The organism is Pseudomonas sp. Ors-4-3C, from assembly GCF_055755035.1.
This window is the reverse complement of the sequence record NZ_CM146900.1, coordinates 4450657-4472141: the sequence shown is the minus strand read 5'-3', so window position 1 is coordinate 4472141 and position 21485 is coordinate 4450657. Positions and strand designations below refer to the sequence as shown.

Below are 21485 nucleotides of genomic sequence, written 5' to 3'. Positions count from 1 at the left end.
TTCCATTAAATCAGCCCACGCTGGACGAGTGCCTGATGCGCCGAGAGCGGATCTTCGGCCAGGATCAAATCAGCGGTTTCGCCAGTTCTTACGGACAACTCGGTCTGGTGGATGCATACCGTTGGTCCGACCAGCAATGTGGGGGCACTGACGCCATTCAGCAGTTTTGGCAGCTGCGCCAGGTTCATCGCCTTGCTGGAATACAGCAGCACGCCGCGCGCTTGCAGATGATCGACCGCCAGCGCCAGTTCTCCGGCCGATAGCGGCCAGTCGAACACTTGCACCGGGCAATCGGCGCTGCTGATCAGCCACGCGCAGAGCCACAGGTGCGGTTCCAGCGGCAGGTCCGAGTGATTGATCAACAGCAGCGGCGCAGTGTGTAACTGTCGATTGTTATGGTAGATGCGCGCGCCGAATTTGCTGCGTAACCAGGAATAAAAGAACACCCGCTCCATCTGCGCACCGAACTGGCATTGCCAGCGCTGCTCGAGTTCGGTCAGCAGCGGCAGCAGCAACTGCTCACACAGGGTGCGCGGCGGATACAGGGCCATGGCCTGGTTGATGCTGTCGTCGAGGTTGCGCTCGTTGAGGTGGGTGACGGCGTCGAGCAATACGTTGCGCTGGCGCTGCCAGTCGTTTTCCACCGTTTCGGTAAAGGCTTGCGGGGTGTCGAGCAACGGCTTGACCTGACTGACCGCCACGCCCCGGTTGAGCCAGGTCAGGATGGTCAGAATTTGCTGCACATGTTCGCTGGAATACAGGCGATGGCCCTTGGGTGTGCGTTGCGGCACGATCAGCCCGTAACGGCGCTCCCAGGCGCGCAGGGTGATGGCGTTGACGCCGGTCTGCCGCGCCACTTCGCGGATCGGCAGCCAGCCCTCGTCGAGGGCTTTCTTGAAGTCTGCACCCAGGTCTTCCTGGGCGCTGGTGTCGAGTGTGTCGTTCATCAAATGGCGTTTCGCAGGCTGAGGTTTTCCGGATGCGGCTGCAAGTAAACCTGCTGCGCAATGTAGGGATCCGGGTGTAGGCGAAAGTGGTGCTTGAGCAAGGTCAACGGCACCACCAGCGGCACGATGCCGTGGCGGTACTGGCCGATCACATGCTGCATTTCCTGTTTGTCTTCAGGGCTGATCGCCTGTTTCAGGTAGCCGCTGATGTGTTGCAGGACATTGCTGTGGGTGCGGCGGGTGGCGCATTTCTTCAACGCGCTCATCAACTCGCTGAAATAGTGTGGGCCGAGTTCGACCGGATTGGTCTTGCCCATGTTGCCCAGCAGTTTGCCCAGGGCTTTGTATTGCTCCGGGTTGTGCGCCATCAGCAGGTATTTGTAGCGCGAGTGAAATTCGGTCAGTGCGCGGCGGCTCAAGCCTTGTTCGAGCACCTGCTGCCAGGCGCTGTAGGCGAGCACGCGGGTGATGAAGTTTTCCCGCAGCACTGGATCGTTCAGGCGTCCGGCTTCTTCCACCGGCAGGTCAGGGTGCTGCGCGCAGAACGCCTGGGCATAGATGCCACGGCCGCCGCCATTCACCGGGGCGCCGTTGGCGTGATAGACCTTGACCCGCTCCAGACCGCACGAAGGCGACTGCTGCATGAAGATGTAGCCGCAGATGTCATCGAGTTCACCGGCCATTTTCTGCCCGTAGGCGGCCAGCGGTTCAGTCACATTGATTTGCGGATTGACTGTGCCGACGGCTTCGGGAGCATCCGGATCGCCGACCAGACGGATCGGTTCACGAGGGATGCCCAGGCCAATGGCAACTTCGGGGCACACCGGAACGAATTCGAAATGTTCAGCCAGGGTGCGGCTGCACAGCCGCGATTCTTTGTGCCCACCGTTGTAGCGCACTTCAGCGCCCATCAGGCAGGCGCTGATGGCGATTTTGGGCCGGGATGCAGAAAGGTCGGACATGCACACCTCGAATCTATTCCTGTACAGACAGTTAGCTCTGTACAACTTTTCTTCAGCATAGATTCATACGTGTACAAGTCAAATCATTTGTATAAGTTTTTCCAGGTTTACACGATCGACTGTGGGAGCGGGCTTGCTCGCGAAGGCGTCAGCTCAGCTGGATCAATGTGACTGACACAGCGCTTTCGCGAGCAAGCCCGCTCCCACAGGGAAATCATTTCCAGCCCAGTAACCAGTGATCGTTGTTCTTCAGCGTCTGCCAATCGAGGCGTTCTGCGCGCTTGGTCAACACCGCCTGCAACTCAATCTCCAGCACCGTACCTTCCTCATCGCGGAACAGCTCGGTGACCAGAAAATGCTTTTCGCGGTTTTGCGGGTGGGCTGCTGTCCACTTCGACAGCAGCAGTTTTTGCGGATTGATACGGTTCACTGCAGGTTCTCGTGCAAGCGGCGCGCGGCTTCCTGACCGCTGAGCCAGGCGCCTTCGACACGGCCGGACAGGCACCAGTCGCCGCAGGCGTACAGGCCCAGGTCGGCATCGGCCAGCGTGCCCCATTCGTGGCCGGTCGCAGGGCGAGCGTAGAGCCAGCGGTGGGCGAGGCTGAAGGTCGGAGGGGGCATTGCACTGTGCAGCAGTTCGGCGAAAGCGCCATGCAGTTGCTCGATCACCGCTTCCTTGGGCAGATCGATGTGTTGTCGGCTCCAGGCGCTGCTGGCGTGCAGTACCCAAGTGTCGCAAGTGGTGTCGCGCCCCGGTTTACTGCGGTTGCGCGCCAGCCAGTCGATGGGGCTGTCCTGCACGAAGCAACCTTCGATCGGCGTATCCAGTGGCGTATCGAAGGCGAGGGCGACGGCCCAGGTCGGGTCCATTTTCACCCCGGCGGCCGCACCGGCCAGTTTCGGCGCCGCGGCCAGCAATGCAGTGGCTTGCGGTGCTGGCGTCGCGATCACCACGTGGCTGAACGGGCCGTGGGTGAAGCCTTCGGCGTCCTGCAGGTGCCAGTGTTCTTCCCCGCGAAAGACTTCGGTGATGCGGCAGGCGAAGTGGACTTCCAGATCACCGAGCAAGCCTCGGGTGATAGCACTCATGCGCGGTGTGCCGACCCAGCGGATCTGCTCGTCCGGCGACAGGTTCAGTTTTCCACCCTGAAAGGTATAGAGCTGCGGCGTCCATTCGGCGACCCAGCCCAGGCTTTGCCAGCGTTGCACCTCGGTGACGAAACGCCGGTCACGGGCGGTGAAGTATTGCGCACCCATGTCCAGAGAACCGGCGTCGCTGCGTTTGCTCGACATGCGCCCGCCACTGCCGCGGCTTTTGTCGAAGAGCTGGACGGTGTGTCCGGCGTCTGTCAGGGCCTGGGCGGCGGAGAGTCCGGCGATGCCGGTGCCGATGATTGCGATAGGTACAGTCATAGGGGCCTCGTTTTACCTTTCTGTACAGACTACGCCGTCAATGAAACCTGTACAATTTTGTTTTTTGGTATAACTTCTAGCGTTCTCGTTCTGACAGCTTGGCCTATGGTTAAACAATAGAGCCTGCCCGATAGAAAAGATCCCTGCTTATAAAAATAGACTAGTGATCCGGGTAAAACGCCACGCGAGGAAGATGTCATGCGCATATTGCTGACCGGCGGTACTGGTTTGATAGGCCGTCAGCTCTGCCGACACTGGTCGGGACAGGGCCATCAGCTGACGGTGTGGAGTCGGCGTCCGGAAAAAGTCGCGAAAATCTGTGGCGCGCAGGTGCGCGCGATTGCGCGTCTCGAAGACTTCGGCGACGAGCCGCTGGACGCGGTGGTCAACCTGGCCGGTGCGCCGATTGCTGATCGGCCATGGACCCATCGGCGCAAGGCGTTGTTGTGGAGCAGCCGCATCACCCTCACCGAAACCCTGCTGGCCTGGCTGGAAACGCGTCAGCAGAAACCGGGTTTGTTGATCTCCGGCTCTGCTGTCGGCTGGTACGGCGATGGCGGTGAACGTGAGCTGACCGAAGATTCGCCGCCAGTGATCGACGACTTTGCCAGTCAGTTGTGCATTGCCTGGGAAGAAACCGCCCAGCGTGCCGAAGGTCAGGGCATCCGTGTGGTGCTGGTGCGTACCGGGTTGGTGCTGTCGGCCGAGGGCGGCTTTTTGTCGCGGCTGTTGCTGATGTTCAAACTCGGTCTGGGCGGGCCTTTGGGCAATGGCCGGCAGTGGATGCCGTGGATTCACATCGATGATCAAATCGCCCTGATTGATTTTCTTCTGCACCGCGATCAGGCGAGCGGTCCTTATAATGCCTGCGCGCCCAAACCGGTGCGCAATCGCGAGTTTGCCAAAACGCTGGGCAGCGTGCTGCACCGCCCGGCGTTCATGCCGATGCCGGCCCTGGCCTTGAAGGTCGGGCTTGGCGAAATGTCATCGCTGTTGCTGGGTGGCCAACGCGCCATGCCGGCACGCTTGCTGGAAGCGGGTTTCACTTTCCAGTTCACGGATTTGCGCGCGGCCCTGGATGATCTCTCCGGCCGCCTTTGAAATAGGACGATGCATGACCGATCACGCCTTGCTTCTGGTCAACCTGGGTTCTCCGGCCTCCACCTCGGTGGCCGATGTACGCCGCTACCTCAATCAATTTCTGATGGACCCGTATGTGATCGACCTGCCGTGGCCGGTGCGGCGGTTGTTGGTGTCGCTGATCCTGATCAAGCGCCCCGAGCAATCGGCCCATGCCTACGCTTCGATCTGGTGGGAGGAGGGCTCGCCGCTGGTGGTGCTCAGCCGTCGTCTGCAACAGCAGATGACCACCCAGTGGAGCCACGGTCCGGTAGAGCTGGCCATGCGTTACGGCGAGCCGTCGATTGAAACCAGGTTGCTGCAGCTGGTCGCAGCAGGGCACAAGCGCATCACGCTGGCGCCGCTCTATCCACAGTTCGCCGACAGCACCACGACCACGGTGATCGAAGAAGCCAGGCGGGTGATTCGCGAGAAGAAACTCGACGTGCAGCTTTCAGTGCTGCAACCGTTTTACGACCAGCCGGAATACATCGACGCACTGGTCGCCAGCGCCACGCCGCATTTGCAGCAGGACTACGATCACTTGCTGCTGAGCTTCCATGGCTTGCCGGAACGGCACCTGACCAAGCTCGATCCGACCGGTAACCACTGCTTGAAAAACGCGGATTGCTGCCAGAATGCTTCGCCGGCCGTGCTTGCCACCTGTTACCGCGCCCAGTGCATGCGCACCGCCTCTGAATTCGCCAGGCGCGCGGGCATTGCCGATGGCAAATGGTCGGTGTCGTTTCAGTCGCGTCTGGGGCGGGCGAAGTGGATCGAACCCTACACCGAAGCGCGGCTGGATGAGCTGGCGAAAAGCGGCGTGAAGAAGATTCTGGTGATGTGCCCGGCGTTCGTTGCCGACTGCATCGAGACGCTGGAAGAGATCGGTGATCGCGGCAAGGAACAGTTCCGCGAAGCGGGGGGCGAGGAGTTGGTGCTGGTGCCGTGCCTGAATGATGAGCCGCAATGGGCGAAGGCGTTGGCGACCCTCTGCGAAAGAGCGCCGCTGGCCCTGTAGCTGTTGTGGCGAGGGAGCTTGCTCCCGCTGGGCTGCGAAGCAGCCCCAAACCCTGCGGACGCGGTTCACAGAAATACCGCATCCGCCGAGTTTATGACTGCTTCGCAGTCAAGCGGGAGCAAGCTCCCTCGCCACAGGTAAGGCGCCAGATTTTAGATCAGCGGCTCATCCGCCTTCTTGTTCTTCCAGCCATCATTGCCTGGCAGGATCAGGTTCAGCGCAATCGCCACCACCGCGCACAGCGCGATGCCTTTGAGGCCGAAGTCATCCGGGCCAGTACCGGTGCCGACCAGCACACCGCCGATACCGAACACCAGGGTCACCGACACGATCACCAGATTACGCGCCTCGCCGAGGTCGATCTTGTGGCGGATCAGGGTGTTCATCCCCACCGCCGCGATCGAACCGAACAGCAGGCACAGAATCCCGCCCATCACCGGCACCGGAATGCTTTGCAGCAGCGCGCCGAACTTGCCGATGAACGCCAGGGTGATGGCGAAGATCGCCGCCCAGGTCATGATTTTCGGGTTGTAGTTCTTGGTCAGCATTACCGCGCCGGTCACTTCGGCGTAGGTGGTGTTTGGCGGGCCGCCAAACAGACCGGCCGCCGTGGTGGCGATGCCGTCACCCAGCAGGGTACGGTGCAGGCCAGGCTTCTTCAGATAGTCGCGACCGGTCACGCTACCTACGGCAATCACGCCGCCGATGTGCTCGATGGCCGGAGCCAGGGCTACCGGAACAATGAACAGGATCGCCTGCCAGTTGAACTCCGGCGCGGTGAAGTGCGGCAGCGCAAACCATGGCGCCGCCGCAATCTTCGCGGTATCGACCACGCCGAAATAGAACGACATGGCGAAACCCACCAGCACCCCGGAAATGATCGGCACCAGACGGAAGATGCCTTTACCGAACACCGCCACGATCAACGTGGTCAGCAGCGCCGGCATCGAGATCATCATCGCGGTCTGGTAGTGGATCAGCTCGGAGCCGTCGCCCGCCTTGCCCATTGCCATGTTCGCGGCAATCGGCGCCATGGCCAGGCCGATGGAAATGATTACCGGACCAATCACCACCGGTGGCAGCAAGCGATCGATGAAACCGGTGCCCTTGATCTTCACGGCGAGGCCGAGGAAGGTGTAGACGAAACCGGCTGCCATCACGCCGCCCATGGTCGCGGCGAGGCCGAACTGGCCCTTGGCGAGAATGATCGGGGTGATGAAGGCAAAGCTCGATGCAAGGAATACCGGCACCTGACGCCCGGTGACGATCTGGAACAGAATCGTCCCCAGACCCGCGGTGAACAATGCCACGTTCGGGTCAAGGCCGGTGATCAGCGGCATCAGCACCAGGGCGCCGAACGCTACGAACAGCATCTGGGCGCCGGACAGCACCGTGCGCCAGAGCGGATCGTTGAACTCTTGCTGCATGCTCACGCGTCCTTCTGCTTGGTACCGAAGATCTTGTCACCGGCATCGCCAAGCCCTGGGATGATGTACCCGTGTTCGTTCAGACGCTCATCGATGGACGCGGTGTAGATGGTCACGTCCGGGTGAGCCTTTTCTACGGCAGCAATGCCTTCCGGCGCGGCTACCAGGACCATGGCGCGGATGTCCTTGCAACCGGCTTTCTTCAGCAGGTCGATGGTCGCAACCATGGAGCTGCCGGTGGCGAGCATCGGGTCGATGATCATCGCCAACCGTTCGTCGATTTCCGGAACCAGTTTTTCCAGATAAGTGTGCGCTTGCAGGGTTTCTTCATTGCGGGCAACGCCCACAGCGGAAACCTTGGCACCCGGGATCAGGCTCAGCACGCCTTCGAGCATGCCGATGCCGGCGCGCAGGATCGGCACGACGGTGATTTTCTTGCCGGCGATTTTCTCCACCGACACCGTGCCGCACCATCCTGCGATATCGTAGGATTCGAGCGGCAGATCTTTTGTAGCTTCATAGGTCAACAGAGCGCCGACTTCCTGAGCAAGCTCACGGAAATTCTTGGTGCTGATATCGGCGCGGCGCATCAGGCCGAGTTTATGGCGGATCAGCGGATGGCGGATCTCGAGGATGGGCATGGAAAAACTCCGGCGGCGGGCAAAAAAACCGGCCTAGATTAATCTATCCGAGGGTGATGTCCTATAGGACATTGAGTACGTTAGTCCATTAAGGCTTGATTCGACCTCACGGGATGCGTACCTTTGCCCGCTTTTCCGAAAACATCCCCCTGGAGAGCGCCATGTCCGCTGATCTCGAGCATATCCGTCAAATCATGCGAGAGGCTGACTGCCTGTACACCGAATCTGAAGTCGAGGCCGCCATCGCCCGCGTCGGTGCACAAATCAACGAACAACTGGCCGATAGCAACCCGGTGGTGTTCTGCGTGATGAACGGCGGCCTGATCTTCTCCGGCAAACTGCTGACTCACCTGCAATTTCCGCTGGAAGCGTCCTACCTGCACGCGACCCGTTATCGCAACGAAACCAGCGGCGGCGACCTGTTCTGGAAAGCCAAGCCGGAAGTCTCGTTCATCGACCGCGACGTGCTGATCATCGACGACATCCTCGACGAAGGTCACACCCTGGGCGCGATCATCGACTTCTGCAAACACGCCGGCGCGCGCAAAGTGCACACCGCCGTGCTGATCGACAAGGATCACGACCGCAAGGCGCGTCCTGACCTGAAAGCAGACTTCGTCGGCCTGCCATGCGTTGACCGTTACATCTTCGGTTACGGCATGGACTACAAAGGCTACTGGCGCAACGCCAACGGGATCTTTGCCGTTAAAGGCATGTAAGAACCCTGCACTATCCCCTGTAGGAGTGAGCCTGCTCGCGATAGCGATCTGTCAGCAATGTTGATGTTGACTGATACGACGCTATCGCGAGCAGGCTCACTCCTACAGTTGTTTTGTGTGTGCTGATCCATCTGCTACCCCCATGCTAGAGTGCTCGGCCCCGCCCCCGGAGCATGTCATGAGCCTTTTGATCCGCAGCCTTGCCGCCCTGTTGCTGACCCTCAGCCTGCCCCTGGCCGCCGCCCCGGCGCCGATGCACAGTCAATTTCTGCCGCCAGACGACCTGACCCTGCGCGATGCCGAGCCCGAGCAGCAACAACTGCTGCAAGTCACCGATTATTCGGTGGTGGTCGGTGCGCAACGCCAGTCCAATCAACAGCCGATTCCGGTCACGTCGCCGCTGATGATCCGCCTCAAGGGCAAGTCGTTGAACAAGGGCGCGACCATCACCCAGGTGCTGGTCAATTTCGATGGCGAAAGCAAGAGCCTGAAAAAACCGGTTTATGACGACAAGAGCAAGACCCTGACCCTGTATTACCCGCTGGCCCAGTACCGGGTAGTGATCGATCTGCTGCGCAACGACACCGTCTATGTGCAATTCCTCAGTTACGCCAACGGCCACATCTGGGCCGATCTGCACACCGGGGCCGTTCGTTCGCGTTGAGCCTTGTAGCGGGGCAGGGGTAAACTGCCCGCCCCGTGTAATGTCTGCGAGCTGGAGTCGGCAATGCGTAAAGATAAGAAACAGGTGATTGGTGACGAGATCGGCGATGAGCAGATCAAGCTGTTCCTCGATTTTGAGCCGGTCGACGCCACTTCGCCGTCGCTGCACAAACTGGTCAAGGCCTATCGCGGCCTGCGCATCGATGACTTCGAACGCTTTCTGACCTTCTTCGTTGCCGCTGGCTACGACGTCGATGGCAAGGATGAGCAGGGCAAGACCTTCGTTGAGCTGATCGCCGATCAGCGCAACGCCCCTGAGTACATCGAGCTGATCGACAAGGCTCGCGGTTAAGATCAAAAGATCGCAGCCTGCGGCAGCTCCTACATGGGATTTGTGCTTGCCCTGTAGGAGCTGCCGAAGGCTGCGATCTTTTGCTTCTGTCAGGCATAAAAAAACGCCCCGGATGGGGCGTTTTTTTATGCTGCAAGATCAAGCGAAGCTTGGGGTCTCGCTGCTTTCTTCAACCAGTTCCAGCGCGATGTTGTTCTGCGTGTTGATCTTGCGATACAGCGCAGCATCGGTTTCCAGGACCTTCTCGCGGGCCGGGAAGATCTCCGCCAGTTTGGCTGCCCACTCACCCTTGGCCTTGGCCGGGAAGCATTTCTCGATCAGCTCGAGCATGATCGAAACGGTCACCGAAGCGCCTGGCGAAGCGCCGAGCAGTGCAGCCAGAGAGCCGTCTTTCGCCGCAACCAGTTCGGTACCGAATTGCAGGATGCCGCCCTTTTTCGGGTCTTTCTTGATGATCTGTACCCGTTGGCCGGCCACTTCCAGGCGCCAGTCTTCGGCTTTCGCCTCCGGGTAGAAGCGGCGCAGGGAGTCCAGGCGCTGCTCCATCGATTGCATCACTTCGCTGACCAGGTACTTGGTCAGGTCCATGTTGTTTTTCGCCACTGCCAGCATCGGGCCGATGTTGCTGGCGCGAACCGACAGCGGCAGGTCCATGAAGGAGCCGTGCTTGAGGAACTTGGTGGTGAAGCCGGCGTATGGCCCGAACAGCAGGGATTTCTTGCCGTCGACCACGCGGGTGTCCAGGTGCGGCACCGACATTGGTGGTGAACCGACCGCGGCCTGGCTGTAGACCTTGGCCTGGTGATGCTTGACCACTTCCGGGTTATCGCAACGCAGCCACTGGCCGCTGATCGGGAAGCCGCCGAAGCCTTTGCTTTCTTCGATGCCCGAAGCCTGCAGCAGCGGCAGGGCCGCGCCACCGGCGCCGAGGAAGACGAATTTGGCGTCGACTTCACGGCTGCTGCCGCTGTTGACGTCCTTGATGCTCACCGTCCAGCCGGCGCCGTTGCGCTTGAGGCCGGTCACGCGCTTGCAGTATTTGACCTGGGTGTCCGGTGCGCTGGTCAGGTGCTTGAGCAACTGATTGGTCAGGGCGCCGAAGTTGACGTCGGTACCATTCATCACGCGGGTGGCAGCCAGCACTTCGTCCGGCGAGCGGCCCGGCATCATCAGCGGCATCCACTCGGCCATCTTGGCCTTGTCTTCGGTGTATTCCATGTCGGCGAAGGCGTGGTGCTTGTGCAACACGTTGAAGCGTTCCTTGAGGAACGACACGCCTTTGTCACCCTGAACGAAGCTCAGGTGCGGCACCGGGCTGATGAAGGATTTGCACGAGCCGAAGGTGCCTTTCTTGGTCAGGTACGACCAGAACTGCTTGGACACTTCGAACTGGGTGTTGATGTGAACGGCTTTCTTGATGTCGACGCTGCCGTCGGCTGCCTGCGGCGTGTAGTTCAGCTCGCACAGGCCGGCGTGGCCGGTACCGGCGTTGTTCCACGGGTTGGAACTCTCCGCAGCACCGGAATCCATCAACTCGACGACTTCCAGCTTGATCGCCGGGTCGAGCTCTTTGAGCAGTACTGCCAGGGTGGCACTCATGATGCCGGCCCCAACCAGAACTACGTCGACTGCTTCGTTATGCGCCATTTAACGCGTCTCCAAAATCTGCAGCACCAAATTGTCGGCATGGCTGCCAGGGAGTGACGGGGCAAGTCAGTTGCGCCCCAGATACCCATGGTCAGGTTCGTCATGTCCGAATCTTCGCAATTTTTCGCAACTTCGACGGATGCATGCGGCCTGGCTTCAAGAGTTGCATGAACTCATTTCAGCACGCGGCTGGCAATTCGACTTATGGTCGAGACATCCGTTTTGTGCAACCAAATCCGTAGCGGACAGGCTTCAGGCTCCGATGTTCGAGGTATCCCCGGTCCTGTGTCGTTGGGCTGTTTCAGACGCTAATGGTGCATGTTCAGACGCAAAACTATTCATTTGCTCGCCACACTCTTGTGAAGTTGTGAAAACCCGTTTTTTTCACGCTCTTTTGAAGACGTGAACCTCAAAAAGGGCTGTCCAGGCCTGGCACCGTGCCCGCAAAGGCAAAACAACGCGGTGGCCGAGCGTATGACAGCTCTGCAGATTCGCGAAAAGCGGGGTTTTGCCGGAAGAACAGGCAAGCGCGCCAACTTCACTCGATCTGTGTGGGCGGCTCTCTGTGGGCGATTTTGATGGCTAATGCTGGGCATTGCCGGTGTTGCGGGGCCCGATCAGGAGACGTCCTTATAATCGGGGGGAGATTGTATCGAAGAAATGCTGGCAGTTGCTCGTGTTTAATGACTTTTATTAGGCATCCGGTCAGATGCTCAACATCGCTTGCACGCGTGCGCGGGGCTGCGACGCTATGACGCGGGCGCTGGCGGGCAGTGGCTGGTGCAACCAGTTGAGACGGATTTCTTCGATTTCCACCCAGCCATCGCCCATCGGTTGCAGGCTGCACTGCTTGAATGCCTGGCAGTGACCGTTGCGGTCGAGCAGGGCAAAGCTGCGGTGCAGCGGACGTGGAGCGAACAACGAGATCAGATAACGCATGGCCAGGTACCTTGTTGGAGGACTGGTTTGAAGCTTGCCAAGTGGCCGTGACGCCAAGGTGTATGGGCGGTGAATAATCTGTGACAGGAACCGCATTCCCATGGGCGGGTCAGACATTCGAGTATTCACTGTCGAGTGCTGGTTACCCGCAGTGGCCCACCGCTATACTGCCGGCCTGTTTGTGCCTGATTCTGGAGAAAAGAGCATGTTGCAACGCCTGTTGTTCGGTTTGATCACTGTGACCAGTTTGACCCTGGTTGGCTGCGCCCACAGCCCGCAACAACTGAGCCCGGAACCCAAGCTGACCACTCAGTTGGCCCCGGTCGGCCATGGCCAGCAAGTGGTGGTGCGCGTGGTTGACGGTCGTCCGTCGCCAACCCTCGGCACCCGTGGCGGCCTGTACCCGGAAACCAGCGCCATCACCGTGCAGCGTGAGCAGATCCTGCCGAAGCTGCAGGCGCAGGCTGAAGCCGCGGTGCGTCTGCTCGGCTTCACCCCGACCAGCAACGGGATGAACGCGCCGCAACTGACCGTGACCCTGACCGAGCTGAAGTACCAGTCGCCGAAAGAAGGCATGTACGTGACCGAAGCCACCATCGGCGCGACCTTCCGCTCCGATGTGCAGAGCGGCAACCGTCGCTACAGCGGCCGCTACGGTGCTTCGCTGGACCAGCGCTTCGGCATGGCGCCGAACCAGGAAACCAACACCAAGCTGGTCAGCGACGTGTTGAGCGATGCCTTGACCCGTCTGTTCAAGGACCCGACCGTAGGTCAGATCCTCGCCGAGTAAGCTGTTCGGCAGATGTGCAAAAGCCCGGCGCCAGTGATGGCGCCGGGCTTTTTAATGTCCACTGATTCCCCGCTAATCCCCTGTAGGAGCTGCCGAAGGCTGCGATCTTTTGATCTCGTTTTTGAAAATCAAAGTCAAAAGATCGCAGCCTGCGGCAGCTCCTACAGGGGGGCGGTGTTATTCAGGCAGCCTGGGAGTAGAAGTCGAGCATGCTCACGCCGGTCAGCAGATCAGTCTCCGGCAAGTCCGCGTGCTGATGCCCGCCGAGGGCGCAATACACCAGCCAGTGGCGATCCTGAACATTGAAGGCAAGACTGCCGACGAGGCTCTGTTGTTCGTCGGTCGGGGTGATGAGGTACAGGCGATCCTGGTTTTCGGCGTGAAGCATGTCGCGTTCCATGTGTGTTTCGAGGCGCGCATGGTGGCCGATGTAAATGACGATGCCGTGACACAGGGCAGCCATCGGGCGATTGTCAGGTTATTTGTCGCAAAGGGTAGGGTAGTGGAGGCGTGTTTCGGTAGAATCCGCGCCGCGGTCGTCGATCTGGCGCCTGCCACACCGATTCAGTTCCGAGGTCTGTGATGTCGCTGCACTTGATGACGCTGTTTACCGCCCATCCCGCCAAATTGATCAACCTGCTGGCACTGGCACTGGCCTTTCCAGGCAGTTGGCTGCTGCACGCGACCCGCCGTCGTGAACAACGTGCTCTGGCCAGCATCGCCGCTCAACGCCAGGCTCAACCGAATGCCGAACCGATTCTGGATTGGGCAACGTTGCGCATGAACCGCTTTTTCTACCGCTTCGGTTTTGCCTGCCTCGGCCTGGCCCTGATCGTTTCCTGGATCAGTACCCGCTTCTAAGGACAGCACAAACCCTTGTGGCGAGGGAGCTTGCTCCCGCTGGGCTGCGAAGCGGCCCCGATTCAGGTAAACGCGGTTTTTCAGGTATACCGCGTGATCTGGTTTTGCGACTGCTGCGCAGCCGAGCGGGAGCAAGCTCCCTCGCCACAAGGTTTGATTGAATCAGATAAAAAAACGGCGCCCCGAGGGCGCCGTTTTTGCGTCGAGTGGAAAGCGCTTACAACGGCAACCCGGCTTTTACGCGGTACTGATTACGCACCGGCGTCGCATATTGCAGCACCAGATACGGACGGTGCTCCTCAGGGCAGGCGTCCAGCCGGCGCTGCCATTCTTCCTGCGCCTTGGCCAGTTCATCCGCCGGGAACACCTCGGCGGCCTTCGGCACGTTCAGTTGCGGATCGGCATCGGCCCACATCGCATACGCCAGGTAATGCACCGGGAACAGGCGATAACCGCCGAGAATCTGCTTGTCCATCTCGACCGCCAATTGCTTGGTGTCTTCGAACAGCTCGGTGATCGGCGCGGCGAAGTTCACGTGTACCCGGCCCTTGTAGCCGGTGATGCCCTTGGCGATGCTCACGTCATCCTCGCCCGGTGCCTTGGTGTAGGTGCCGGTGGTGGCGCGGATGTACAACTCGCGGGCCTTGGCCTGATCGCATGGGTCGTATTCGTAGCTGATCGACACCGGGGTCAGGTTCAGCGACTGAATCACTTCGCCGAACGGCTCGTCCTTGCGGCTCATGTGGAACATCTTGAGGATCGCCGACTCGGTGCGGTCGTCACCATCCTTCGCCCGGCCCTCGGCCTGAGCGATCCAGATCGACGCGCAGTCGTTGCGGATCGAGTGGTTAATGTACGCCGACAGCAACTGATACGCCGCCATCTTCTCGCGGCGCCCGGTGATCGAGCGGTGCACGATGAAGCTCTTGTTCAGGCGCATCAGGTCGCTGACAAAAGGCTTTTGCAGCAGGTTGTCACCGATCGCGATGCGCGGGGTCGGCAGGCCGGCGTGGTACACGGCATAGTTGACGAAGGCCGGGTCCATCACGATGTCGCGGTGGTTGGCGATAAACAGGTAGGCGCTGCCGGACTTGAATTGCTCGACACCGGTGTAGGTCACGCCATCAGTAGCGCGCTCGATGGTGTGGTCGACGTAAAACTCGACTTTGTCCTGCAAAGTGGCCACGGAGGTCACGTCGGCAAACTCACGACGCAGCCGATGGGCTATAAGTGGTTTGAGCATCCAGCCGAAGGCACCGGCAAAACGCGGGAAGCGGAAGTGGGTGAGGATATCTAGAAACGCCTTGTCGCCGAGCAGTCTTGCCAGTACCGCAGGTACTTCGCTGTCGTCGTAAGGTCGGATGGCATCGAATTCGCCCATCATGCTCTCTTGTTGGAAACGGCTAGGGTAAGTAAAGGTTTTGATCGAAAACCAACGGGGCACGGTCTGAAAAGGTAGCCAGACAAAAATAGCCCTGCAAATAGACCGGCGATTATACGCACAAGTCACCTGGGAGACCGCGATGCTGGAAAGCGCACTGTATGAATGTCCGTATTGTGGTGAAGAGGTCGAGACGACAGTGGACTTGTCCGGAGGCGATCAGACCTACATCGAGGACTGTCAGGTGTGTTGTCGACCGATCACGTTTGTCTTGCAGGTGCATGGCGAAGATTGGTTTCTGGAAGTCTTCAGCGAAAACGAATGAGGGGGCGCCCATGCAGCGAATCTACGAGCCGGAAAACCTGATGGAAGGCGAGATGCTCAAGGGCATGCTCGCCAGCGAGGGCATCGAGGCGCACCTGGTGGGCCGGGATCTGCTCGGCGGCACCGGGGAATTGCCGATTTTCGGCCTGCTCGGCCTGTCGGTCGAAAACGACCAGGCCGAATACGCCCGCGAACTGATCACCGCGTACAATGCCGCGCTGCCGCTGCCCGGCGATGAACCGGAGAGCTTCCCCGGGACGCTGGTCTGTTAGGCTGACGTTCGTTTTATTTTTGAGTCGTGTTGCGCCATGTGTGGACGTTATGCCCTGTTTCGCTGGAACCGCGATTTCGCGGCCCTGCCCGGATTTCCCGCCGATCAGCAGGCGCAGTGGAACATTTCCCCCAATGATTCGGTGTTGATGCTGCGTGCCGAGGCCGACGGCCAACGCACCCTGGCCCGCGCCCGTTGGGGCCTGACGCCGCCGTGGCTGACCGATCTGTCGCGTACCCCGGCGCATGCCCGGGCCGAAACCGTCGCCGAGCAACCGATGTTCCGCGAGGCGCTGCGCCTGCGTCGTTGTCTGTTGCCGGCCAACGGTTTCTACGAATGGCGCGGCAATCTGCGCAAGCGCCCGTACTGGCTGACGCCGGGGGAGGGTTCGTCGCTGTTTTTCGCGGCGATCTGGGAAGCCTATCCGGTGCAGGAGCAGGTGTGGCTGAGCACCGCCGTCATCACTCAGCCGGCGGCCAGTCAGCGCCGACCGTTGATTCTCGATGAGGCAGGGCAGGCGGCATGGCTCGATCCTGCGACGCCGCTGCATGTGCTGCAGGGCTTGCTTGCCAGTGAACCGACGGCGTTGCGCGAGCGGGTGTTGGCGAATCTGATCAATGATCCGAAGCTCAATGGGCCGGAGTGCCTGACTCCGGGTTGATTTGATGCTGTGCCGCCCTCTTCGCGAGCAAGCCCGCTCCCACAGGTTTTGTGAACGCCGCAAAATTACTGTGGGAGCGGGCTTGCTCGCGAAGGGGCCTTTGGATCAGACCTTGAACTGATTGATCAACCGCCGCTGCTGCTCCGCCAATTTAGTCAGGCCGGCACTTGCCGAACTCGACTCATCCGCACCGCCCGCGACTTCATTCGCCACCTGACCGATATTGATCACGTTGCGGTTGATGTCATCGGCCACTGCGCTCTGTTCTTCCGCCGCACTGGCAATCTGCGTGTTCATGTCATTGATCACCGACACCGCCTGAGTAATCGTCTCCAGCGCCTCGGCCGCTTTCGCCGCGTGCTGCACGCTTTCGTCGGTGCGGTTCTGGCTGTCCTCCATGACCCGCACCACATCGCGGGTGCCCTGTTGCAGTTGCTGAATCATGGTCTGGATTTCTTCGGTGGCCTTCTGGGTCTTCTGCGCCAGATTGCGCACCTCGTCCGCCACCACGGCAAAGCCGCGACCCTGCTCGCCGGCCCGCGCCGCTTCGATCGCCGCGTTCAGCGCCAGCAGGTTGGTCTGCTCGGCGATTCCGCGAATCGCGGTGAGGATCGCGTTGATGTTCTCGCTGTCTTTGGCCAGCGTCTGCACCACGTCCACCGCTTTGCCGATTTCCAGCGCCAGCGCACCAATCGAGTTCGACGTATCACGGACGATCTGCATGCCCTGACCGGCGGCCTGATCCGCATGGCTCGCTGCCTGAGCCGCTTGGGTAGCGTTGCGCGCCACGTCCTGCGCAGTGGCGGTCATTTCCTGCACCGCGGTGGCGACCTGATCGATCTCGGCCATTTGTTTCTGAATGCCGATGTTGGTGCGAATCGCGATGTCGGCAGTGTGCTCGGAGGAATCGCTGACGCTCTGCACCGACGTCACCACCTGCGTGATCATCGCCTGCAACTTGGCGAGGAAGGTGTTGAAGCCCTTGGCAATCGAGCCCAGTTCATCACTGCGATCACTGCTCAAACGACGGGTCAGATCGCCTTCACCTTTGGCAATGTCATCCAGCATGGCGACCATCTGCTTCAGTGGTCGGGCGATGCCGTGACCCACCAGCCAGATCACCAGCAGACCGATGGCCGCAATGATCAGGCCAACCATGGCCATGCCAAAGGTGTCGGATTTGCGCTGTGCATCGAGATCGGCCTGGAGTTTTTGCAGATCGGCCATCACCGCGTTCAACGGCAATTGCAGCATCAGCGTCCAGCGCGCGTCGGTCTGGCCGATGCCGAACGGCAGGTACAGTTCGATGCGGCCCTTGTCTTTGTTCACCGAGTAGGTGACTTCGCCGCGCTTGAGATTGGCCATGTTGGCGATCTGCTCGGCATCGAGGATGTCGCTGACTTTCTCGCCGAATTTGCTCGGGTCCTTGGTGTAGGCGACGATCCGGCCGTTGCCGCCGATCAGGGCCATTTGTCCGGCGCCGCTGTACAGTTTCTGGTTGGCACCGAGGAGCATTTCCTGGATGAAGTTCACCGACAGGTCGGCGCCGACGATGCCCTGGAATGCGCCGTTGAGCATGATCGGTTCAATAAAGGAGGCGAGCATGACGATCTTGTCGCCGACCTTGTACGGCGCCGGATCGATCACGCAGGATTTCTTGCTCTCTTTCGAGCACAGGTAGTACTCGCTGGCCCGTACGCCAGTGGACAGGACTTTCTGGTCGTCGACGTCCGCCAGTTTGTCCAGGCCCAGGGTGCCGTCGTCATTGCGGAACCACCAGGGCAGGAAGCGTCCGTTGGCCGCGTCGATACCGACCACGCGGGTGCCGACGTAGGCCGCGTCATTGTGGTCCAGGGCGTTTTTTTCCCAGCCGATGTAGGTGCCGAGAATTTTCGGGTTCTGCTCGACGTTCTCCTTGATCAGGCTGATCAGTTGCTCGCGGCTGATGGTCAGTCGCGGCTGGCCGTCGGCGCCCGGCGTGCCGAGCAGCGCGTTGACCCGCACCAGTCCGCCGGCAATCAGCAGCGGTGCTTCGAGTTCGCGCTGGATCTGGCTGACCTGAGTCTGCGCCAGCGAGGTCAGGCGTTGTTCGATGACCTGTTCGAACTGCGCCTGGGTGCGCTGTTGCACCATGTCCTGGGTGCGGGCACCGGAAAACAGCGCGTACAGCACCAGCGCGGCGACCACGCTGAGCACGATGGCGCCGGCCAGGGCGGCGACGGAAAACTGGATCGACTTGAACTTCATGGGAGCTCCGCACGCAAGAGGACGTCTGCGCTGTTGTATCGGCAGCAGGCATTGGGCCATGAGGGCGGTGCGAAGCAATGCGCGGCAGATGTCGCAAATGGATCAGTGTGCGGCGCAGCTGTGCAGGGCTTGCGCAGGCGTATGAATTTTTTCCTACAGGGGCGGCGGCCAATTTCTGAAAGTGCATGCAACGCGTCTGTTGTATCTGGCGTCGATACAATTGACCCCCTACGATACGCGGCATGTTTTCAGGGAGCTTTTGAATGAACAAGACATTGGTTGTAAGTGCACTGAGCGCAGCGCTGTTGCTGGCAGGTTGTCAGTCGGTCAACACCACCAGCGGCGGCGCGGTGGGCGTCGAGCGCAAGCAGTACATGTCCAGCCTGCTGTCCTCGCAAGAGGTCGACCAGATGTATGCCCAGTCCTATCAGAAGACCGTTGGCGAAGCGTCCAGCAAAGGTGTTTTGGACAAGACCAGCCCGGAGGCCAAGCGGGTTCAGGCGATTGCCAACCGGCTGATTGCCCAGGCGCCGACCTTCCGCCCCGATGCCGCGCAATGGCAGTGGGAGGTCAACCTGATCAAGAGTGATGAGCTCAACGCCAACTGCGGCCCTGGCGGCAAGATCATTGTCTACACCGGGCTGATCGACAGCCTGAAGCTGACCGACGATGAAATCGCCGCAGTCATGGGCCATGAAATCGCCCACGCCCTGCGCGAGCACGGACGTGAAGCGATGTCCAAGGCCTACGCGATTCAGATGGCCAAGCAGGGTGCCGGTGCGTTGTTCGGTCTGGGGCAGGACAGCCTGGCGCTGGCCGACGCCGTGGCCAAATACGGCATGACCTTGCCCAACAGCCGCGGCAATGAAAACGAAGCCGACCTGATCGGTCTGGAGCTGGCCGCTCGCGCCGGCTACAACCCGAACGCGGCGATCACCCTGTGGGACAAGATGAGCAAGGCCTCGGAAGGCGCACCGCCGGAATTCATGAGCACCCACCCGGCCTCGTCCAGCCGGATCGCCTCGCTGCAGGCGGCGATTCCAAAAGTCATGCCGCTGTACGAAAAAGCCCCTAAATCCTGATCAGCACCAAGGCAAGGCGAACTTGATTTTGTGGCGAGGGAGCTTGCTCCCGCTCGGCGGCGCAGCCGTCGCAAACCCTGCCAATGCGGTGTTCATGTTTGATCGCATTGGCAGTATCAGGGCTGCTTCGCAGCCCAGCGGGAGCAAGCTCCCTCGCCACAATGATGTGAAAGGCTCAGGGGTTAAATCCAGCCACTGCTCTGCATCGCCTTGTACACCGCAACGATCGCCAGAATGAAGAACGCCGAAGCGGCCAGGCGACGAATCAGGGTCAGCGGCAATTTCTCCGCAGCAAAATTACCCGCCAATACCACCGGCACGTTGGCAATCAGCATGCCCGCCGTGGTGCCGATGATCACCAGCCACAGCTCCGGATATTGCGCCGCCAGCATCACGGTGGCGATCTGCGTCTTGTCGCCGATTTCCGCGAGGAAGAACGCGATCAGCGTGGTCAGGAAGGGGCCGAACTTGCGTGCGGTGCTGGCTTCATCGTCGTCCATCTTGTCCGGGACCAACGTCCACAGCGCAGTGGCGGTAAAGCTCGCGGCAAGAATCCAGTGCAGGACCGAGTCTGAGAAGAAGCTGCCGAACCAGGCGCCTACCGCACCGGCTGCTGCGTGGTTGGCCAGGGTCGCAGCGACAATACCGGCAATGATCGGCCAGGGTTTGCGAAAGCGAGCGGCGAGAATCAGCGCGAGCAGTTGCGTCTTGTCGCCGATTTCGGCCAAGGCAACGATTGCGGTGGGAACGAGTAACGAGTCCAGCATCAGGATTTCCTAAGGGGCGGGTCGACACGGCTATGACACGTACAGCCTTCCCGCCCCGGGTAAGGTGTGCGTGTCATAGGTCTTGTCAAACCCTGCGATCCGTCTGGTGCGGACGCTTGGGTCGCATACGCCATGATCTGAGGATCAAGTATGTTGACGTATGCCGGACGAGCTTGGCGCTCGTGGGAGACTACTCCCCTAGGACGGAGCGGATTCTGCCTAGGCAGAATCCATTCGGCAAGTGCTAATTTTCAGCCGCGCTTGGCCCGGTAAATCCGGAAACCATTGCCTTCGGCCTTGATCGCACACACGCCCAGATGCTCTTCGATCAGTGGCTGATACTTCAGGAAGCTGTTCGCAACCAGGCGCAGTTCGCCACCGTTTTTCAGATGTTTGGCCGCTTTTCGCAGCAAGTTCTCGGTAGCGAAATAATCGGTGTGCACGCCGACATGGAACGGCGGATTGCTCAGAATCGCGTTCAAACCCATCGGTGCAGCGTCGATGCCGTCACCGGTCAGCACCTCGGCTTCCAGACCGTTGGCCGCCAATGTCAGGCGACTGCTGGCGGCGGCGAAGGCATCGACGTCGAGCAGGGTCACCTGATTGTGCGGGTAACGCCGTTTGACCGCCGCGCCCAACACCCCGGCGCCGCAACCGAAGTCCAGCAGGTGACCGCTCGGCAATTTGTCCAGATGCTCCAGCAGCAGGGCGCTGCCGCGGTCCAGTCGACCATGGCTGAACACGCCCGGCAGACTGATGACTTTCAACGGGCCTTCGGCCAGTGGCAACTCATAAGTCTGCGCCAGGCTTTCCAGCGATTTGGCTTCGGGTGCATTGGCCACGGTGACTTGCCACAGTTGGCAGTGACGGGCGCTGTCGAGTTTGCGCGGCTTGCCGAACGGGTTGAGCTGCTTGGACGCACCCTCGATACCGCTGCGTTTTTCCCCGACCAGAAACACCTCGCGCCCGGGCAGACGTGCGGCCACGGCATTGAGGATGTAATCGGTCAGATCCTTGGACTTGGGCAGAAACACCACGGCGCTGTCGAATTCGCGCTCCGGCACATTCACACCGAAATGGCTGCGACCTTCGAAGCGCGCATCGAGTGCCGCTTGATCGCCGGCATGCCAGCACCAGCCGAACGCATTGGGTAGGCGCCCGAGCAAATCGTCGGCAGGCAAACCGGCCAGCAACAGCGAACCCTGGAATAACTCGGCCTGACGAAGCAGTACTTCACTGCGCGGATCCATA

The 21485-nt window shown here is 60.3% G+C and carries 24 protein-coding genes, 1 pseudogene and 1 riboswitch; of the genes and pseudogenes, 11 read left to right on the top strand and 14 right to left on the bottom strand.

Features of this window, described 5'->3' with window-relative positions; translation table 11 throughout:
- Positions 1 to 5 precede the first annotated feature (5 nt).
- The 4 genes from ACVHNU_RS20120 to ACVHNU_RS20105 all read right to left on the bottom strand — a co-directional run bounded on the left by ACVHNU_RS20120 (position 6) and on the right by ACVHNU_RS20105 (position 3322).
- A complete protein-coding gene (locus ACVHNU_RS20120) occupies positions 6 to 947 on the bottom strand; it encodes a MerR family transcriptional regulator (RefSeq protein WP_473018171.1) in 942 nt (313 codons plus the stop codon).
- A complete protein-coding gene (locus ACVHNU_RS20115; RefSeq protein ID WP_473018170.1) occupies positions 947 to 1909 on the bottom strand; it encodes a YbgA family protein in 963 nt (320 codons plus the stop codon). Before ACVHNU_RS20115 ends, ACVHNU_RS20120 begins: the two co-directional genes overlap by 1 nt.
- A gap of 214 nt (positions 1910 to 2123) precedes the next feature.
- A complete protein-coding gene (locus ACVHNU_RS20110; protein WP_103485753.1) occupies positions 2124 to 2339 on the bottom strand; it encodes a TIGR02450 family Trp-rich protein in 216 nt (71 codons plus the stop codon).
- Positions 2336 to 3322 (bottom strand): NAD(P)/FAD-dependent oxidoreductase, encoded by a 987-nt coding sequence (locus tag ACVHNU_RS20105; protein WP_473018168.1) that lies wholly within the window; start codon positions 3320 to 3322, stop codon positions 2336 to 2338. Before ACVHNU_RS20105 ends, ACVHNU_RS20110 begins: the two co-directional genes overlap by 4 nt.
- Before the next feature lie 198 nt (positions 3323 to 3520).
- On the opposite strand from ACVHNU_RS20105, the gene ACVHNU_RS20100 reads away from it, so the two are divergent.
- The gene (locus ACVHNU_RS20100; protein ID WP_003228123.1) at positions 3521 to 4423 is read left to right on the top strand and encodes a TIGR01777 family oxidoreductase; all 903 of its coding nucleotides are present in this window, start codon (positions 3521 to 3523) and stop codon (positions 4421 to 4423) included.
- A gap of 13 nt (positions 4424 to 4436) precedes the next feature.
- Positions 4437 to 5462 (top strand): ferrochelatase, encoded by a 1026-nt coding sequence (hemH, locus tag ACVHNU_RS20095; protein ID WP_201136612.1) that lies wholly within the window; start codon positions 4437 to 4439, stop codon positions 5460 to 5462.
- A 152-nt stretch (positions 5463 to 5614) separates the two neighbouring features.
- Here hemH and ACVHNU_RS20090 read toward each other — a convergent pair whose 3' ends face one another.
- Positions 5615 to 6889, bottom strand: a complete 1275-nt coding sequence (locus tag ACVHNU_RS20090) for a uracil-xanthine permease family protein (protein WP_003228120.1) — start codon at positions 6887 to 6889, stop codon at positions 5615 to 5617.
- A gap of 2 nt (positions 6890 to 6891) precedes the next feature.
- On the bottom strand, positions 6892 to 7530 hold the full coding sequence (gene upp / locus ACVHNU_RS20085) for a uracil phosphoribosyltransferase (RefSeq protein WP_007912842.1): 639 nt from the start codon (positions 7528 to 7530) through the stop codon (positions 6892 to 6894).
- 161 nt (positions 7531 to 7691) lie between these two features.
- Between upp and ACVHNU_RS20080 the strand changes: the two genes are divergently transcribed.
- The 3 genes from ACVHNU_RS20080 (at position 7692) to ACVHNU_RS20070 (ending at position 9264) form a co-directional block, all read left to right on the top strand.
- Positions 7692 to 8249 (top strand): hypoxanthine-guanine phosphoribosyltransferase, encoded by a 558-nt coding sequence (locus tag ACVHNU_RS20080; protein ID WP_003228116.1) that lies wholly within the window; start codon positions 7692 to 7694, stop codon positions 8247 to 8249.
- A 178-nt stretch (positions 8250 to 8427) separates the two neighbouring features.
- On the top strand, positions 8428 to 8913 hold the full coding sequence (locus ACVHNU_RS20075) for a hypothetical protein (protein ID WP_003228114.1): 486 nt from the start codon (positions 8428 to 8430) through the stop codon (positions 8911 to 8913).
- A 63-nt stretch (positions 8914 to 8976) separates the two neighbouring features.
- A complete protein-coding gene (locus ACVHNU_RS20070) occupies positions 8977 to 9264 on the top strand; it encodes a PA4642 family protein (protein ID WP_473018167.1) in 288 nt (95 codons plus the stop codon).
- Between the two features lie 138 nt (positions 9265 to 9402).
- Here ACVHNU_RS20070 and mqo read toward each other — a convergent pair whose 3' ends face one another.
- Entirely contained in the window at positions 9403 to 10911 is a 1509-nt protein-coding gene (gene mqo, locus ACVHNU_RS20065) for a malate dehydrogenase (quinone) (protein WP_003228110.1), read from the bottom strand.
- Positions 10912 to 11616: 705 nt separating this feature from the next.
- Positions 11617 to 11850, bottom strand: a complete 234-nt coding sequence (locus ACVHNU_RS20060) for a hypothetical protein (RefSeq protein ID WP_007912834.1) — start codon at positions 11848 to 11850, stop codon at positions 11617 to 11619.
- A 205-nt stretch (positions 11851 to 12055) separates the two neighbouring features.
- On the opposite strand from ACVHNU_RS20060, the gene ACVHNU_RS20055 reads away from it, so the two are divergent.
- The gene (locus ACVHNU_RS20055) at positions 12056 to 12640 is read left to right on the top strand and encodes a YajG family lipoprotein (RefSeq protein WP_003228101.1); all 585 of its coding nucleotides are present in this window, start codon (positions 12056 to 12058) and stop codon (positions 12638 to 12640) included.
- A 181-nt stretch (positions 12641 to 12821) separates the two neighbouring features.
- On the opposite strand, the gene ACVHNU_RS20050 is transcribed toward ACVHNU_RS20055, so the two are convergent.
- Positions 12822 to 13028 (bottom strand): hypothetical protein, encoded by a 207-nt coding sequence (locus ACVHNU_RS20050; RefSeq protein WP_045122054.1) that lies wholly within the window; start codon positions 13026 to 13028, stop codon positions 12822 to 12824.
- Between the two features lie 194 nt (positions 13029 to 13222).
- Between ACVHNU_RS20050 and ACVHNU_RS20045 the strand changes: the two genes are divergently transcribed.
- Positions 13223 to 13501: a hypothetical protein gene (locus ACVHNU_RS20045; protein ID WP_003228098.1), complete on the top strand. Its 279-nt coding sequence runs from the start codon at positions 13223 to 13225 to the stop codon at positions 13499 to 13501.
- Between the two features lie 217 nt (positions 13502 to 13718).
- Here ACVHNU_RS20045 and ACVHNU_RS20040 read toward each other — a convergent pair whose 3' ends face one another.
- On the bottom strand, positions 13719 to 14882 hold the full coding sequence (locus ACVHNU_RS20040; RefSeq protein WP_003228096.1) for a 1-acyl-sn-glycerol-3-phosphate acyltransferase: 1164 nt from the start codon (positions 14880 to 14882) through the stop codon (positions 13719 to 13721).
- Positions 14883 to 15024: 142 nt separating this feature from the next.
- Here ACVHNU_RS20040 and ACVHNU_RS20035 point away from each other — a divergent pair, with 142 nt between their 5' ends.
- From ACVHNU_RS20035 to ACVHNU_RS20025, 3 genes are read left to right on the top strand one after another with little or no spacing between them, the layout of a single operon-like run.
- Positions 15025 to 15207 carry a CPXCG motif-containing cysteine-rich protein gene (locus tag ACVHNU_RS20035; RefSeq protein ID WP_020799766.1) on the top strand — a complete coding sequence of 61 codons (183 nt, stop codon included), beginning with the start codon at positions 15025 to 15027 and terminating at the stop codon, positions 15205 to 15207.
- Positions 15208 to 15217: 10 nt separating this feature from the next.
- The gene (locus ACVHNU_RS20030) at positions 15218 to 15478 is read left to right on the top strand and encodes a putative signal transducing protein (protein WP_003228093.1); all 261 of its coding nucleotides are present in this window, start codon (positions 15218 to 15220) and stop codon (positions 15476 to 15478) included.
- A 36-nt stretch (positions 15479 to 15514) separates the two neighbouring features.
- Positions 15515 to 16138: an SOS response-associated peptidase gene (locus ACVHNU_RS20025; protein ID WP_473018166.1), complete on the top strand. Its 624-nt coding sequence runs from the start codon at positions 15515 to 15517 to the stop codon at positions 16136 to 16138.
- Between the two features lie 105 nt (positions 16139 to 16243).
- Here ACVHNU_RS20025 and ACVHNU_RS20020 read toward each other — a convergent pair whose 3' ends face one another.
- Positions 16244 to 16987 carry a methyl-accepting chemotaxis protein gene (locus tag ACVHNU_RS20020; RefSeq protein WP_400498180.1) on the bottom strand — a complete coding sequence of 248 codons (744 nt, stop codon included), beginning with the start codon at positions 16985 to 16987 and terminating at the stop codon, positions 16244 to 16246.
- A gap of 111 nt (positions 16988 to 17098) precedes the next feature.
- Positions 17099 to 17296, bottom strand: a pseudogene (locus ACVHNU_RS20015) (HAMP domain-containing protein); the annotation flags it as partial.
- A 1352-nt stretch (positions 17297 to 18648) separates the two neighbouring features.
- On the opposite strand from ACVHNU_RS20015, the gene ACVHNU_RS20010 reads away from it, so the two are divergent.
- On the top strand, positions 18649 to 19467 hold the full coding sequence (locus ACVHNU_RS20010) for a M48 family metallopeptidase (protein ID WP_473018165.1): 819 nt from the start codon (positions 18649 to 18651) through the stop codon (positions 19465 to 19467).
- A 182-nt stretch (positions 19468 to 19649) separates the two neighbouring features.
- On the opposite strand, the gene ACVHNU_RS20005 is transcribed toward ACVHNU_RS20010, so the two are convergent.
- Both ACVHNU_RS20005 and ACVHNU_RS20000 read right to left on the bottom strand, forming a co-directional pair.
- Positions 19650 to 20234, bottom strand: a complete 585-nt coding sequence (locus ACVHNU_RS20005; protein ID WP_003228090.1) for a TMEM165/GDT1 family protein — start codon at positions 20232 to 20234, stop codon at positions 19650 to 19652.
- Between the two features lie 87 nt (positions 20235 to 20321).
- Positions 20322 to 20446: riboswitch (yybP-ykoY riboswitch) on the bottom strand.
- Between the two features lie 39 nt (positions 20447 to 20485).
- On the bottom strand, positions 20486 to 21484 hold the full coding sequence (locus ACVHNU_RS20000; RefSeq protein WP_003228088.1) for a class I SAM-dependent methyltransferase: 999 nt from the start codon (positions 21482 to 21484) through the stop codon (positions 20486 to 20488).
- Between the last annotated feature and the right edge of the window lies 1 nt (position 21485).

Bases quoted from the DNA above. Each gene is read 5' to 3' on its own strand.
- ACVHNU_RS20120 (WP_473018171.1), bottom strand. From the start codon at position 947: ATGAACGACACACTCGACACCAGCGCCCAGGAAGACCTGGGTGCAGAC.
- ACVHNU_RS20115 (WP_473018170.1), bottom strand. From the start codon at position 1,909: ATGTCCGACCTTTCTGCATCCCGGCCCAAAATCGCCATCAGCGCCTGC.
- ACVHNU_RS20105 (WP_473018168.1), bottom strand. From the start codon at position 3,322: ATGACTGTACCTATCGCAATCATCGGCACCGGCATCGCCGGACTCTCC.
- ACVHNU_RS20100 (WP_003228123.1), top strand. From the start codon at position 3,521: ATGCGCATATTGCTGACCGGCGGTACTGGTTTGATAGGCCGTCAGCTC.
- hemH (WP_201136612.1), top strand. From the start codon at position 4,437: ATGACCGATCACGCCTTGCTTCTGGTCAACCTGGGTTCTCCGGCCTCC.
- ACVHNU_RS20090 (WP_003228120.1), bottom strand. From the start codon at position 6,889: ATGCAGCAAGAGTTCAACGATCCGCTCTGGCGCACGGTGCTGTCCGGC.
- upp (WP_007912842.1), bottom strand. From the start codon at position 7,530: ATGCCCATCCTCGAGATCCGCCATCCGCTGATCCGCCATAAACTCGGC.
- ACVHNU_RS20080 (WP_003228116.1), top strand. From the start codon at position 7,692: ATGTCCGCTGATCTCGAGCATATCCGTCAAATCATGCGAGAGGCTGAC.
- ACVHNU_RS20075 (WP_003228114.1), top strand. From the start codon at position 8,428: ATGAGCCTTTTGATCCGCAGCCTTGCCGCCCTGTTGCTGACCCTCAGC.
- ACVHNU_RS20070 (WP_473018167.1), top strand. From the start codon at position 8,977: ATGCGTAAAGATAAGAAACAGGTGATTGGTGACGAGATCGGCGATGAG.
- mqo (WP_003228110.1), bottom strand. From the start codon at position 10,911: ATGGCGCATAACGAAGCAGTCGACGTAGTTCTGGTTGGGGCCGGCATC.
- ACVHNU_RS20060 (WP_007912834.1), bottom strand. From the start codon at position 11,850: ATGCGTTATCTGATCTCGTTGTTCGCTCCACGTCCGCTGCACCGCAGC.
- ACVHNU_RS20055 (WP_003228101.1), top strand. From the start codon at position 12,056: ATGTTGCAACGCCTGTTGTTCGGTTTGATCACTGTGACCAGTTTGACC.
- ACVHNU_RS20050 (WP_045122054.1), bottom strand. From the start codon at position 13,028: ATGCTTCACGCCGAAAACCAGGATCGCCTGTACCTCATCACCCCGACC.
- ACVHNU_RS20045 (WP_003228098.1), top strand. From the start codon at position 13,223: ATGTCGCTGCACTTGATGACGCTGTTTACCGCCCATCCCGCCAAATTG.
- ACVHNU_RS20040 (WP_003228096.1), bottom strand. From the start codon at position 14,882: ATGGGCGAATTCGATGCCATCCGACCTTACGACGACAGCGAAGTACCT.
- ACVHNU_RS20035 (WP_020799766.1), top strand. From the start codon at position 15,025: ATGCTGGAAAGCGCACTGTATGAATGTCCGTATTGTGGTGAAGAGGTC.
- ACVHNU_RS20030 (WP_003228093.1), top strand. From the start codon at position 15,218: ATGCAGCGAATCTACGAGCCGGAAAACCTGATGGAAGGCGAGATGCTC.
- ACVHNU_RS20025 (WP_473018166.1), top strand. From the start codon at position 15,515: ATGTGTGGACGTTATGCCCTGTTTCGCTGGAACCGCGATTTCGCGGCC.
- ACVHNU_RS20020 (WP_400498180.1), bottom strand. From the start codon at position 16,987: ATGGCCGAGATCGATCAGGTCGCCACCGCGGTGCAGGAAATGACCGCC.
- ACVHNU_RS20010 (WP_473018165.1), top strand. From the start codon at position 18,649: ATGAACAAGACATTGGTTGTAAGTGCACTGAGCGCAGCGCTGTTGCTG.
- ACVHNU_RS20005 (WP_003228090.1), bottom strand. From the start codon at position 20,234: ATGCTGGACTCGTTACTCGTTCCCACCGCAATCGTTGCCTTGGCCGAA.
- ACVHNU_RS20000 (WP_003228088.1), bottom strand. From the start codon at position 21,484: ATGGATCCGCGCAGTGAAGTACTGCTTCGTCAGGCCGAGTTATTCCAG.